Origin of the sequence: Sinorhizobium prairiense, assembly GCF_029201645.2 — a bacterium.
Lineage (GTDB): Bacteria > Pseudomonadota > Alphaproteobacteria > Rhizobiales > Rhizobiaceae > Sinorhizobium > Sinorhizobium meliloti_A.
Genome location: NZ_CP104133.1, coordinates 769,345 through 781,952, shown reverse-complemented (window position 1 = coordinate 781,952; position 12,608 = coordinate 769,345). Strand labels below are relative to the sequence as shown.

Here is a 12,608-nt window from a genome sequence, read left to right as displayed (position 1 = left end):
CGGATGCGATTTCTCTTCTACACCCACTCATTGGTGTCCGACTGGAACCACGGCAATGCGCATTTTCTACGCGGCGTCATGCGCGAACTCATCCGGCGCGGCCACGAGGCCGTAGCGCTCGAGCCCGGCGATTCCTGGAGCCGGCGCAATCTCGTCGCAGATCAGGGTAACGCAGCGATCGCTGCCTTCCACAAGACCTTCCCCGATTTGAGGGTCGGGATCTACGGGACCGATTTCGAGCATGAAGCGGCGGCCCGCGAGGCCGATATGGTTATCGTGCATGAGTGGACCGATCCCGCTCTCGTGGCCGAGCTCGGCCGTATTCGCCTGAACGGCGGCCGCTTCACGCTCGCTTTCCACGATACCCATCACCGCGCCGTCAGCGCCGAGCGGGACATCGCCCGGCTCGACCTTTCCGGATACGACTTCGTTCTGGCCTTCGGTGAGGCGCTGCGGGAGCGTTATCTGCAGGCGGGCTGGGGAAGGCATGTCCATACCTGGCACGAGGCTGCGGATACCTCGCTGTTCCACCCGATGCCGGACGTGGAAAAGCGGGGCGAACTCATCTGGATCGGCAATTGGGGCGACGACGAGCGCAGCAGCGAGATCATGTCCTTCCTGGTCGAACCGGCGAAAAAGCTGAAGCTCAGGACCACCGTCCGCGGCGTGCGATATCCCGAGACCGCGCTCAGGGCTTTACGGTCCGCGAAAGCCGACTATGGCGGCTGGCTCGCCAATGCCGCCGTTCCGCGGGCTTTCGCCGAGCATCGGGTCACCGTGCACATTCCGCGCCGGCCTTATGTCGAGGCCCTTCCGGGCATACCGACGATCCGCGTCTTCGAGGCGCTTGCCTGCGGCATTCCGCTGATTTCGGCGCCTTGGACCGATGCCGAAGGGCTTTTCCGGCCGGGCAGGGATTTTTGCCTGGCCAAGGACGGCAAGGAAATGACGCGCCTTTTGCGCCAGTTGCTCGCCGAACCGGACTTCGCCGCGGAGATGACCGCCTCTGGGTTGGAGACGATCCGGGCGCGCCACACATGCAGCCATCGCGTCGACGAGCTTCTCGCCATCGTGGCCTCCTACAGGCCACGCTCCGGCGCGCGACAGATCATTTCGGAGGAGGTCGAGGTATGAGGCTGGCATTTTACGGATCGAGTCTCGTTTCGGCCTACTGGAACGGCGCGGCCACCTACTATCGCGGCCTGCTCCGGGCGCTTGCCGAACGGGGATATCAAATCACGTTCTACGAGCCCGATGTCTACGATCGGCAAAAGCACCGCGATATCGATCCGCCCTCCTGGTGCAGGGTCGTCGTCTATAACGGGACCGTCGAGGCGTTGAAGCGAGTGGCGCGGGAAGCAGCCAAGGCGGACATCGTCGTCAAGGCAAGCGGCGTCGGCTTCGAGGACGAACTGCTGCTCGCCGAGGTGATGGCCGCGGCAGGCCCGGCGGCGCTGAAAATCTTCTGGGATGTCGATGCACCCGCCACTCTGGCCGATCTCAGGGCCGCGCCCGACCACCCGCTTCGCCACGCGCTTTCCTCCCTGGATCTCGTGCTGACCTATGGCGGCGGCGATCCCGTGGTCGAAGCCTATCGCGCGCTGGGCGCCCGCGATTGCGTTCCGATCTACAATGCCGTCGATCCCGAGACACACCACCCGGTGCCGCCGGATCCGCGCTTTGCCGCCGATCTCGCCTTTCTCGGCAACCGCCTGCCGGACCGGGAGGAGCGCGTGGAGGCCTTCTTCCTCGAGCCGGCGCAAAAGCTCTGGCAACGGCGTTTCCTGCTCGGCGGATCCGGATGGCACGATAAGTCTCTGTCCCCGAATGTCGCCTATATCGGGCACGTACCGACCGCCGACCACAATGCCTTCAACACGACGCCGAATGCCGTCCTGAATATTTCACGCGCCAGCATGGCCGAAAACGGCTTCTCGCCGGCAACCCGCGTCTTCGAGGCCGCGGGCGCCGGCGCCTGCCTGATCACCGACTACTGGGAGGGCATCGAGCTCTTCCTGAAACCCGGAGAAGAAGTGCTGGTCGCCAGAGACGGCCGCGACGTCGCCGAACTGATGCAGCAGCTGACGGCGGCCGGCGCCCGGGAGATCGGCGAGCGGGCGCTCCGCCGCGTTCTCGCCGAGCATACCTATGCGCACCGTGCCGAGGAGGTGGACCGCGTCCTGCGGCAGGCGCGCCGCATGGAGGCTGCCGAATGAAGCGACCGCTCGACATCGTCATTCTCGGTCTCTCGCTGTCCTCCTCGTGGGGCAACGGTCATGCGACCACCTATCGCGCTTTGCTTCGCGCGCTCGACGCTGCCGGGCACAAGGTGACGTTCCTGGAACGGGACGTGCCCTGGTATGCGAGCAACCGCGATCTGGCCGCGCCGGATTTCTGCGACCTCCTGTTCTACGCGAACCCGGACGAACTCGTCTCCAGGCATGCGCACAGGCTGGCCGGCGCGGATGCCGTCGTCATCGGCTCCTACGTGCCTGATGGCGTGGAGGTCATCGACGCGGTCGCGGATCTCGCACCGAAACGCCTGTGCTTCTACGACATCGACACGCCCGTGACGCTCGCCAAGCTCGAGCGCGGCGACGAGGAGTTTCTCGCGCGAAGACAGGTTGCGGACTTCGACATTTATTTTTCCTTCTCCGGCGGCAGAACGCTCGACCGGCTGCGGGACGAGTTCTCGGCGCGGCGGCCGGTGCCCCTCTATTGCGCCGTCGACCTCGACGCCTATCGCGATACCGGTGCGGCCACCGAGTGGGACCTCGGCTATCTCGGCACCTTCAGCCCCGACAGGCAACCCGCGCTCGAACGCCTGTTGATCGAGCCGGCGCGGCGCTTGCCGCACATGCGCTTCGTCGTGGCCGGACCGAGCTATCCTGAGGACATCGACTGGCCGGAAAACGTCGCGCGCATCGAACATCTGCCGCCCGGCCAACATGCCGAATTCTACAGCCGCCAGCGATTCACCCTGAACGTAACACGGGCCGACATGGTGGCCGCCGGCTGGTCCCCGAGCGTTCGCCTCTTCGAGGCCGCCGCGTGCCGCACGCCGCTCATCAGCGACTGGTGGGAGGGAATCGAAAGCTTCTTCCCGGCCGGCGAGGCCGTGATCATCGCGCGAAACAGCAGCGATGTCGTCACGGCATTGACCCGGCTCGACGAAGAACAACGCAAAGCACTTGCCGATTGCGCCTATCGACGCGTCGCCGCCGCGCACAGTTCCGCGGCGCGCGCACGGACCTTTGTCGAGGCAATCGAAAGCGTCGCCGCCAGGACCGGTCTCGCCACAAGGCGTTCCGAGCGGCGGCTTCCGGTTTAACCCGAAAGGAGAACGGCCGATGGCTAAAAGAAACAAAGCAAGCCGAGGAAAGATCATCCTGGTTGCCGGCGGCGCCGGCTTTGTCGGGTCGCACCTCTGTACAGCACTTCTAGGCTCCGGCAACCGGGTGATCTGCCTCGACAGCTATCTCACCGGCTCCCCTGCCAATCTCGTCGGTCTGCAGGACGACCCCTATTTCGCAATGGTGGAACAGGACGTCTGCGACGAGATCGACATCGATGAACCGCTCGACCAGATCTACAATCTGGCCTGCCCCGCCTCGCCGCCCTCCTACCAGGCCGATCCCATTCACACGATGATGACAAGCGTGACCGGGACGGGAAACCTCCTCCGGCTTGCCGAAAGGCACGGGGCCACGCTGCTGCAGGCCTCCACAAGCGAGATCTACGGCGATCCCGAGGAGCATCCGCAGCAGGAGAACTACTGGGGCCACGTCAATTGCACCGGGCCGCGGGCCTGCTACGACGAAGGCAAACGCGCGGCCGAAGCCCTGTGCTTCGACAGTCTGAGGGCGGGAAGTGTCGACACGCGGGTCGCCCGCATCTTCAATACCTACGGTCCGCATATGCGCCCCAATGACGGCCGCATCGTGTCGAACTTCATCGTCCAGGCGCTGAGAAACGAGCCGCTCACCGTTTACGGCAGTGGCGAGCAGACGCGCTCCTTCTGCTACGTATCCGATCTCGTGGACGGACTGATCCGGCTGATGAACCGCGAGGAGAACCCTGCCGTGCCGGTGAACCTCGGCAATCCCGGAGAATTCACCGTCATCGAACTTGCGGAGCTGGTCCTCTCCAGGATCGAGACGGCCTCGACGATCGTCCATGAGCCGCTGCCGGCGGACGATCCGCAGCGTCGCCGTCCCGATATCGCGCGCGCCAGGAAGCTTCTCGGCTGGGAGCCGAAAGTTCCTCTGGAGGACGGGTTGGCCCATACGATCGCCTGGTTCCAGAGCGCACTTGCCGAAAGCCGCGCTGAACGCCGGTCCGGCCGCACCCGGCGCCAGCCGCAACTTTCCGTCGTCACTCAGGATCTGTGATCATGGTTCAGCAGACGAAAGACCGAACGGTCATCGCGCAAGAGATTGCGGCGCTCGGTCCCTGGTTCCACAACATGCGGATCGGAGGCATCGAGACGGCACCCGGTCACTTCCTCGGCGACTATCCCGCGGTGAAATGGAAGGCCTTCAGGCATGTGGTGCCGGAGGACCTCGAAGGAAGGAGCGTCCTCGACATCGGCTGCAATGCAGGGTTCTACGCGCAGGAGATGAAACGCCGCAATGCCGGACGTGTACTCGGCATCGACTCGGACCCGCACTATCTGCGGCAGGCGAAGTTTGCCGCGGAGCAGGCGGGGGTCGACATCGAGTACAGGCTGATGTCAGTCTACGACGCGGCACGGCTGCGCGAGAGGTTCGATCTGGTCATCTTCATGGGCGTTCTCTATCACCTGCGCCATCCGCTGCTGGCACTCGACCTCCTCTACGAGCATGTCGTCGGCGACCAGATGCTCTTCCAGTGTATGCAGCGCGGGTCGGAATCCGTGGCAACTCTCAAGGGTGATTACGATTTCCGGGAGTGGGAGATCTTCGATCGGCCCGACTATCCGAAGCTGTTCTTCGTGGAACACCGCTTCGCGGATGACCCCACCAACTGGTTCATCCCCAACCGCGCCGGCGTCGAAGCGATGCTGCGAAGCGCCGGCTTCGTCATCGAAGCCAATCCCGAGCGGGAAGTCTATCTCCTGCGGCGCGGCGAGCGTCCGTATCTGGACGAGCCCACCTTGAGGATCCTCGGAAATTCAGCAGATATCGGGAACTAGTGGCTGCGGCGAACCTCCGGCCTGCAGGCCAGAGGGGCAATTCACCGTCGCCTTGGCGTTGACGGTCCGTCGCTCACGGACCTCATCCGAAGCGGCGAAGCTGCGCAGCTTCCTTCTCGAGCAGGTCGGCGACTTCCTGAAGCGTCATGTGCGTCACGCAGAGATGAATCGCACATTCGAGAAAGCGCGTCGACGAGCGCCGCAAATACATGGCTTCCTCGCGAGCGGCCAGTTCCGATAGAGGATCTTTCGAGGGGCGTCGACGGTCAGGCATTTGGAGACTCCTTCGCTTGTTTGAAGAACCGCTTTTACGGCGAGAGAAGCCCGCCGGCGTAGATCAAGGCGCCTATCACGACGGCCATGGCTATGATGGCCAGGCTCAGCCCCAGCCGTTGCCTGTTCGGTGCGGCGGTCTCCGCCGCTGCAAGCGGCCGCATCGCGTCGTTGTACTCGGTAGAGGTATCGGCCGGCCTCCCCGCGGCCTGCCCGGCCCTGGCGTTTCGGACCGCTTCACTGCCGGGCGGCATACCGCCTGCTTCGTCATCGGTCTCGAGCGGCGCCGCCGCGGGGTCGAAGCCGCGCCTCTTGTCGCCCGTCCTTCCATGCTGGATGTCGCCGCGCACCTGCGCAGAATTACTTGCCGGCTTGGACATGGTCGCTCCTTTCCGCTTCGCGACTCAACCGGCTTTCGGGATATTTGTTCCCTGCTCCTCCGCGGCGTCGTACCCGGGCTGACCGGCGCCACTCGCGGCGAGGTCAAGCGGCCGGCTCTACGCACTTGCGGACGGAAAACCGTTTCGCACTTCTCCTGGACATGCTCCAAGCCGCAGGGTGGTATGAGCGTCGAAGAAGTGAATATCAGCGGAGGCGAGGTCGAGACCGATCCGGTCACCGGGCGCGAGGCTGGTGCGTTCGCGAAGCAACATCGCCAGTTGCGCTCCGCCAAGCTCCACCAAAAGATGTGTTTCGTCGCCCGTCGGTTCCACGATCAGCACCTTGGCGGAGGGGCCGTTGGCGCCGATCTGCAGCTTGTTCGGCCTTATTCCCGCGACGGCCGGCCCCTTGTGAGACAGATCGGGAGCAGGAATGACGATGTCGCCGGGCGCCCGGAACGTGCCGTCAACGACCTCGCCCTCGATGAAGTTCATCGAGGGACTGCCGATGAAGCTCGCGACGAAGAGATTGCGAGGATAGTCGAAAATCTCCAGCGGCGTCCCGATCTGCTCGACATTGCCGTCGCGCATGACGACGATGCGGTCGGCCATCGTCATGGCTTCGATCTGGTCGTGCGTCACGTAGATGCTGGTGGTGCGCAGGCGCTGGTGCAGACCTTTGATCTCGGCACGCATCTGCACTCGGAGCTTTGCGTCGAGATTGGAGAGGGGTTCGTCGAACAGGAAGACTTCAGGACGGCGGACGATGGCCCGGCCCATGGCGACGCGCTGGCGCTGGCCGCCGGAGAGCTGCCCCGGATACCGTTCGAGCAGGCCGTCGAGGCCAAGCATGGTAGCCGCTTCGCCCACCTTTCTCTTCTGCTCGTCCTTGGGGAGGCGGGCTAAGCGAAGCGCGAAGGCCATGTTCTCGGCAACGGTCATGTGCGGGTAGAGCGCATAGTTCTGGAAGACCATCGAGATGTTGCGGTCCTTCGGAGCGACCTCGTTGACGATATCTCCTCCGATCACGACCGCTCCGTCGGAGATTTCTTCAAGGCCCGCGATCATCCGCAAAAGGGTGGACTTGCCGCAGCCCGACGGTCCGACCAACGCGACGAATTCGCCGTCGGCGATCTCTGCCGAGACACCATGAACGACTTCCAGCGCACCAAAGCGCTTGACCACATTCCTTATTTCAACGCTGGCCATCTCAGCCTCTCACTTTTTTCATCGCCGCTTCCATGTTGTGGAACGGGCGGCGATAAGCCGGTATCCGGTCCGCAACATCGGGGAACTTGCCGAAGGGCTTATGCGGCTCCGCCTGGTACCAGAAGGCGACGGAGGAGATATCGTCGCCGCGGCGGTTGGCATGGCCCCGCTCGATGGTCACCCGAATGGCCTTGTGGAAGATGGCGGGATCTTCGATGTGCCACCGGTAGAGCGTGACAGGTTCGGTCCAGTTGGGGCCGCCGGCCGCGATGATGCCGTGGTAGGGCGCGCTGTAATCCTGGGTGGGGCACCAGGCGGTGTTGAAATAGTCTTCCGTGCCCGTGCCGTGCAGGGTCGGCGGCCAGGCGTCGTTGGCACCTGGTTCGGACTCCGGCCGCGGTTCGATCAACGCCGCCTTCGGACCGATGCGGGGATCGGGCTTGCGCACCGTATCCGGTACCGACAGTCCCTGCTCGCCATCGATGAAGATCATGTCGTCGCCTTCGCCATACCAATCCCAAACCTCGGAACGGCGCCGCGAATAAACGCTGTAGAGTACGCCGACGTAATGGCCGCGCCCTTCGGCCTCGAGGATCGTGTAGTTCTCCCGACCATCGACGTTCTCGCCGCCGAAAAGAAACTGTTCGTTTGTCAGCCCGGCTTCGCTCATACCCGCCGGCCGTGCCTGGCGGTAATGTGCGTGGAAACGGCCCATGTCCTCTTCGAGGACATCGTGAAGCTCGAGATCGATGTAGTAGTAGAAGAGGAGGTCGTGTTCCGCCTCGTTGGTGACGGTGAACTTCATTTGCGAGCCGAAGGGCATGGGGAAGTAGCAGTTGAAGGCCTTGCCGTCCTCCGGGCTCGCCTGCATCGGCAGGCTTGCATAATTGGCGGTGCGGGCGTGGCCCATGCCGAAGAAGTCGCCGACAGGCGCTTCGATGCTCGGCTCCGTTTCACCGTCCCAGTAGGCCCTGAGCACGATCTTGCGCAGGAAGTCCTCGCTCTCGCATGCGAGCGTCGCCCAGATATGGGTGATGATGCCGGCACCTTCATATTCGCCGATCACCACCGTCTTGCCGGGTTCGATGTGCAGCCTGTCGTCGTTGCCGCCGGTGCGGTCATGGCTGGAGAAGCGGCGCGTTTTCGCTTTGCGCAGCTTCGCGAGACCGCGAAGGGGCGAGAGGCCGGCATTGGTCATTCGAATTGCTCCTGTATAATCGCTCGCAGCTCACTTGAGTCCGCTTGTCTTGAGGGAATCCATGATCTGCCTCTGGAAGATCACGAAAAGGATGAGGGTCGGGATGGCGACGATCGTGGACGCGGCCATCATATAGTTCCAGGATGCCGAATACTGGCTCTTGAAGTTCGCAATCCCGAGTTGGACGACCCAGAGATCGGGGTCCGATGTGATGGTGAGCGGCCACAGGAAGGAATTCCAGTTGGCCAGGAAAAACAGGATCGCCAGTGCCGACATGATAGGGCGGCTTAGCGGGAGGATGACGCTCCAGTAGATCCGCCAGTAACCCGCGCCGTCGATGCGCGCGGCTTCCTCGATCTCCTTGGGCAGCGACAGATAGTACTGCCTGAGAAGGAAGATGCCGAAGGCGTTGAAAATCGCCGGGATGATCAATCCTGCATAGGAGTTGAGCATGCCCATGGCTTTGACGATGACGAAGAGCGGCACGATGATCACCGGCAGCGAGACCAGGAACGTCGAGAAGATCGAGAGAAACATCACCTCTCGGCCGGGAAATCTCAGCCGCGCCAGCGCATAGCCGGCCATGGTGTGGAAGAACAGCGCCACGATCGTGACCGTGGCGGACACGAGGAAGCTGTTGGCCATGTAGCGGATGAACGGAACGCCGGTCAGCACATAGATGAAATTGTCTAGCGTCGGTGCCTGCGGAATGAGGTTCGAAGAAAACGACTCGGCGGCCGGCTTGAAGGCGATCGACACCATCCAGAGGAGCGGAAAGAGCGTCATGAAGGCGAGTATGGCGGTCACCACCATCCAGAGGCCGCGGACCAGCGTCACCTGCGATCGGGAGAAAAAAGGCTGGGGGCGCTTACTGCTCATGATGGAACCGTCCTCCCCGCGTCAGAGCAAAGAAAACAGCCGTCACGATCATCAGCGCCACAACCAGGATGGAGGCCATGGCAGCCGCGTAGCCGAAGGCGCCGAAACCGAAAGCCTGCTGATAGATATAGACGATCAATACCGATGTCGCGTTCGCAGGCCCGCCCTTGGTCATGACGTAGATGATGTCGAAGGCCTGCGCGCCTGCGACGGCCGCGACCATGGACACCATGATCACGAAAAAGCTCGTGGGCTTGAGAAGCGGCAGCGTGATGAACCAGAAGCGGGCGATGGCGCCTGCCCCGTCGATCATCGCCGCCTCGTAATATTGACGGGGAATGTCTTGCAGGCCGCCGAGGAAGATCAGCATGTAGAATCCCATCAGGAACCAGACGCTGACCAGGACGATGGTGATCAGCGCGAAGTTGGGATCGCCGAGGAGGGAGATGCTGCCGATGCCGAGAGCGGCGGTTAGTCTGCTGACTACGCCGATCTTGTCGACGACCATGAATTGCCAAACCAGCGCGACCACGACGAGGCTGACCATGTGCGGTGCAAAGAACATTGAACGCATGATCGCGTTGAAGCGATCGGTGCGCTGGACGAGAAGGGCAAGGCCCAGCCCGCACACGTAGAGCAGCGGGACCAGCATGATCGCGTAGAGCGCGGTGACCCTCGCTCCCTTCCAGAACAGCGGGTCGTTCCACATGCGCAGGTAATTCCTGGCCCCGACAAAGGAGTAACCGCCGAAACCGTTGACCTCGAAGACGCTGAGCACGAGGGACAGCGCCATCGGGACGCCGAGAAAAATGAATAGCCCCAGCGCATCGGGCAACACGAAAAGATAGCCCGCGATCCATTCGCGATGCTTGGCGGAAAGGCGGGTTCGCCCGGCGTGCCTGCGCCGCGCGGCCGTTTCGGCAATGATTGTCATGGCATCATGTCCAGCTTGCTGAGGCGGCCGCATCCGTTGCGGCCGCCGGTGTGGCCGTCATCAAAGGATCGGCGCGCCTTGATAGCTCGCGAGAAACGCGTCGAGCTGCTGAGAGGCGGCCGTCGCCGTCGTTTGCGGATCGGCGCCGCCCAGCTGCGTCTGCTGGATCGCGTCGGAGATGATCTTGTACACCTCCGGCGGAACGCGCGGCTCGGCCCGGGTCCCGGGATGGATCTCCTCGGCGAATTTACCGATCATACCCGTCGAGAAGGCTCCGCCGCCACTCTTCAGCGCGCTGTTGCGCGGCGGCATGTCTGATTTGCCCTTGGTGCACCAGTTGGCGACCCGGTCGACAGAGCCCTGATCCATGGAGGCGAGGGCCCAGGCGCAGAATTCGCCCGCCGCGTCGGAGTTGCGGCCATTTGCATTGGCGACGAATGCCCATCCGCCGCCGACGGTCACATATTTGCCGTTTGGCGGCGTGGGCAGCCGGAAGACGCCATACTGGAAGTCCTTGGCATTGCTCTGAAGCTGTGAAATGCCCCAGATGCCGACATTCTGCATGGCGACATAGCCGGATGCGAGGTTCGCAATGGTGTCGTGCCCGCCCGCACCCATGATCTGGCGGGGCGCCGCCCCACTGTTGATCGCGTCCTGCCAGAATTTGAGCGCTTGCACCGTTGCCGGCGAATCGAAGCTGCTCTTGCCGTCGGCCGTCTGGAATTCGCCGCCGCCCTGCCAAAGGAAGGGATACCACGTGAAGTTCTGGTAGTATCCCGGCTGGGTCTCGAACATCACTCCGAAGCGCTCCGGAGTCGTGAGCTTCTTGGCCACCTCCAGCAACGCCTCCCATGTCTTGGGGACATCGTTCTCGTTGAGGCCGGCCTCCTCGAAAGCCTTGACCGAATAGTACATCGCCATCGGCTCGACTTCCATCGGGATGCCGAAGATCTTGCCGTCCACCATGCGGTTGGCGATGACGCTTTCGGGGAAGTCCGCCTTCGCCTCGTCATCGATGAAGGGGGTCAGATCCTTGAGGACGCCGCCATTATAGTAGCGCAGGAAGTCACCCGGCGAGATGATAAAGATGTCAGGTCCCTCGCCGGAGGCAAACGCAGTCGCAAGTTTCGGGCCGCTGATGTATTCGGAGTTCGGAATGAATTCGAGTTCGATCTTTTGCGGGTGGCTGTCGTTCCAATCGGCAACCGTCTTCTCGAACCACGCGACCTGGCTCGCTACCGGACCGCCGGGTGCGTAAAACTGCCAGAATTTCAGCGGTGCTTCCTGGGCCCGTACGGCCAGGCGGTTGATGTAGGGAAATCCGCCGAGGCCGACGACACCACCGGCAACAGCCGCACCGCCCTTCAGCAGGCCGCGGCGGGTCAGTGTCGGAAAAACCTTCTCTCTGTCACTCATTAATTCCTCCCGTTTTGCTGGTAAACGCCCCCGGCTCCTCTCCGGAGGACGGCTTCGCCTTACGCCGTATCGAAGGCGTGAAGGATGCAGGGGATCACCTCCGAGCGGGGCGACCCTGAATACTCGCCCGACAACCGTTCGAGCAGCATGGCGGTTGCTCGATGCGCGAGCAGCGAAGGGGTGTTGCCGACACGCGCGATCCGCGGCCGCACATATTCGAGCTGGGGCTGGTCGCCGAAAACGGCAATCGCAACGTCGTTGGGAATGCGGACGCCGCGGTCATGGAATTCGGCGATAGCCCCCGCCGCCATGAGATAATTGCCGAAAAAGACGACTGAAGGCAGGTGATCCCCAGTGCTCGCCAGCAGCCATTCTACGGCTTCCTGGCCCGACGGGCTAAGATAGGTGCCTTCGCGCCGCAGTTCGGCGAGCGGTTCCACCCCGTGATCGCGCAGACCCTGTTCGAAACCCGCCGCTCTTGCCATGGCCTCGGCAAAGAAAGACGGACCGGTGACATGGGCGATGCGCTTGTGGCCTTTCTTCGCAAGGTAGGCGCCCATTTGATAACCGCCGCCGAAATCGTCGATCTTGACGCTGTCGACGGCTGCATTCGGCAGGTCACCGATAAAGACGGTGGGAACGCCTATGCCGATCAATGCGTCGTGCATGTCATGCAGGGCAAAGTCGCCCACGATCAACCCGTCAATCCGGCGGTTTCGTATATGCCTCAGATACTGCTGACTATGCTCCTGCGAGTGACCGCCGGGAACGTCGGTGTTGAAGATCAGAAGATCCAGCCCCGTCGCTTGGAGATCCGACTGAGCCGCCTTTACGAGTTCCGGATAGAAGGGGTTGCGAATATCCGGGATCAGCATTGCGACGAGATTGGTCCGCCCTGTGCGCAGACTCTGCGCCTGGGGGTTCGGCACGTAACCGAGCTCCGCTATCGCGACTTCCACCCTTCGACGCATTTCCGCCGAAACACGGTCCGCATGATTCAGCACGTGCGAGACCGTTGTCAGAGATACGCCCGCTCGTTTCGCTACCTTGGCAATCGTTGTCATGCCTCAATGAATAATAGAGGATAAATCGTTTTGCAAATCGTTTTTCAAATCGATTTGCAAAACGATTTGCGACACACCGGCC

General features: G+C 62.6%; 13 protein-coding genes. 5 read left to right on the top strand and 8 right to left on the bottom strand.

Annotation, left to right across the window (positions count from 1 at the left end; genetic code table 11):
• Positions 1-3: 3 nt before the first annotated feature.
• From N0Q91_RS26965 to N0Q91_RS26945, 5 genes are read left to right on the top strand one after another with little or no spacing between them, the layout of a single operon-like run.
• The gene (locus N0Q91_RS26965; protein WP_275599679.1) at positions 4-1,134 is read left to right on the top strand and encodes a CgeB family protein; all 1,131 of its coding nucleotides are present in this window, start codon (positions 4-6) and stop codon (positions 1,132-1,134) included.
• A complete protein-coding gene (locus N0Q91_RS26960) occupies positions 1,131-2,216 on the top strand; it encodes a CgeB family protein (protein ID WP_275599678.1) in 1,086 nt (361 codons plus the stop codon). The genes N0Q91_RS26965 and N0Q91_RS26960 overlap by 4 nt, the downstream gene beginning before the upstream one ends.
• Positions 2,213-3,331: a CgeB family protein gene (locus tag N0Q91_RS26955; protein WP_275599677.1), complete on the top strand. Its 1,119-nt coding sequence runs from the start codon at positions 2,213-2,215 to the stop codon at positions 3,329-3,331. The genes N0Q91_RS26960 and N0Q91_RS26955 overlap by 4 nt, the downstream gene beginning before the upstream one ends.
• Positions 3,332-3,350: 19 nt before the next feature.
• Entirely contained in the window at positions 3,351-4,391 is a 1,041-nt protein-coding gene (locus N0Q91_RS26950) for a UDP-glucuronic acid decarboxylase family protein (RefSeq protein ID WP_275599676.1), read from the top strand.
• A 2-nt stretch (positions 4,392-4,393) separates the two neighbouring features.
• Positions 4,394-5,173 carry a TIGR04290 family methyltransferase gene (locus tag N0Q91_RS26945; RefSeq protein ID WP_026168915.1) on the top strand — a complete coding sequence of 260 codons (780 nt, stop codon included), beginning with the start codon at positions 4,394-4,396 and terminating at the stop codon, positions 5,171-5,173.
• A gap of 82 nt (positions 5,174-5,255) precedes the next feature.
• Here the strand turns inward: N0Q91_RS26945 and N0Q91_RS26940 are convergent, their stop codons facing one another.
• The 8 genes from N0Q91_RS26940 to N0Q91_RS26905 form a co-directional block, all read right to left on the bottom strand.
• Entirely contained in the window at positions 5,256-5,447 is a 192-nt protein-coding gene (locus tag N0Q91_RS26940; protein ID WP_033046178.1) for a hypothetical protein, read from the bottom strand.
• 34 nt (positions 5,448-5,481) lie between these two features.
• Positions 5,482-5,826, bottom strand: a complete 345-nt coding sequence (locus N0Q91_RS26935) for a hypothetical protein (protein WP_018098023.1) — start codon at positions 5,824-5,826, stop codon at positions 5,482-5,484.
• A gap of 117 nt (positions 5,827-5,943) precedes the next feature.
• Complete coding sequence (locus N0Q91_RS26930) at positions 5,944-7,035, bottom strand: ABC transporter ATP-binding protein (protein ID WP_275599675.1); 1,092 nt, start codon at positions 7,033-7,035, stop codon at positions 5,944-5,946.
• Between the two features lies 1 nt (position 7,036).
• Positions 7,037-8,233, bottom strand: a complete 1,197-nt coding sequence (locus tag N0Q91_RS26925) for a glycoside hydrolase family 172 protein (protein WP_275599674.1) — start codon at positions 8,231-8,233, stop codon at positions 7,037-7,039.
• A 30-nt stretch (positions 8,234-8,263) separates the two neighbouring features.
• The gene (locus N0Q91_RS26920; protein WP_275599673.1) at positions 8,264-9,112 is read right to left on the bottom strand and encodes a carbohydrate ABC transporter permease; all 849 of its coding nucleotides are present in this window, start codon (positions 9,110-9,112) and stop codon (positions 8,264-8,266) included.
• Positions 9,102-10,046, bottom strand: coding sequence for a carbohydrate ABC transporter permease (locus tag N0Q91_RS26915; RefSeq protein ID WP_275599672.1), 945 nt, complete (start codon positions 10,044-10,046; stop codon positions 9,102-9,104). Before N0Q91_RS26915 ends, N0Q91_RS26920 begins: the two co-directional genes overlap by 11 nt.
• A gap of 60 nt (positions 10,047-10,106) precedes the next feature.
• Complete coding sequence (locus N0Q91_RS26910) at positions 10,107-11,462, bottom strand: ABC transporter substrate-binding protein (protein WP_275599671.1); 1,356 nt, start codon at positions 11,460-11,462, stop codon at positions 10,107-10,109.
• A 59-nt stretch (positions 11,463-11,521) separates the two neighbouring features.
• Entirely contained in the window at positions 11,522-12,526 is a 1,005-nt protein-coding gene (locus tag N0Q91_RS26905) for a LacI family DNA-binding transcriptional regulator (protein ID WP_275599670.1), read from the bottom strand.
• Between the last annotated feature and the right edge of the window lie 82 nt (positions 12,527-12,608).

Excerpts from the sequence above, each read along its gene's own strand:
- N0Q91_RS26955 (WP_275599677.1), top strand. The coding sequence starts at position 2,213 with ATGAAGCGACCGCTCGACATCGTCATTCTCGGTCTCTCGCTGTCCTCC.
- N0Q91_RS26910 (WP_275599671.1), bottom strand. The coding sequence starts at position 11,462 with ATGAGTGACAGAGAGAAGGTTTTTCCGACACTGACCCGCCGCGGCCTG.
- N0Q91_RS26915 (WP_275599672.1), bottom strand. The coding sequence starts at position 10,046 with ATGACAATCATTGCCGAAACGGCCGCGCGGCGCAGGCACGCCGGGCGA.
- N0Q91_RS26925 (WP_275599674.1), bottom strand. The coding sequence starts at position 8,233 with ATGACCAATGCCGGCCTCTCGCCCCTTCGCGGTCTCGCGAAGCTGCGC.
- N0Q91_RS26930 (WP_275599675.1), bottom strand. The coding sequence starts at position 7,035 with ATGGCCAGCGTTGAAATAAGGAATGTGGTCAAGCGCTTTGGTGCGCTG.
- N0Q91_RS26940 (WP_033046178.1), bottom strand. The coding sequence starts at position 5,447 with ATGCCTGACCGTCGACGCCCCTCGAAAGATCCTCTATCGGAACTGGCC.
- N0Q91_RS26965 (WP_275599679.1), top strand. The coding sequence starts at position 4 with ATGCGATTTCTCTTCTACACCCACTCATTGGTGTCCGACTGGAACCAC.
- N0Q91_RS26950 (WP_275599676.1), top strand. The coding sequence starts at position 3,351 with ATGGCTAAAAGAAACAAAGCAAGCCGAGGAAAGATCATCCTGGTTGCC.
- N0Q91_RS26920 (WP_275599673.1), bottom strand. The coding sequence starts at position 9,112 with ATGAGCAGTAAGCGCCCCCAGCCTTTTTTCTCCCGATCGCAGGTGACG.
- N0Q91_RS26905 (WP_275599670.1), bottom strand. The coding sequence starts at position 12,526 with ATGACAACGATTGCCAAGGTAGCGAAACGAGCGGGCGTATCTCTGACA.
- N0Q91_RS26960 (WP_275599678.1), top strand. The coding sequence starts at position 1,131 with ATGAGGCTGGCATTTTACGGATCGAGTCTCGTTTCGGCCTACTGGAAC.
- N0Q91_RS26945 (WP_026168915.1), top strand. The coding sequence starts at position 4,394 with ATGGTTCAGCAGACGAAAGACCGAACGGTCATCGCGCAAGAGATTGCG.
- N0Q91_RS26935 (WP_018098023.1), bottom strand. The coding sequence starts at position 5,826 with ATGTCCAAGCCGGCAAGTAATTCTGCGCAGGTGCGCGGCGACATCCAG.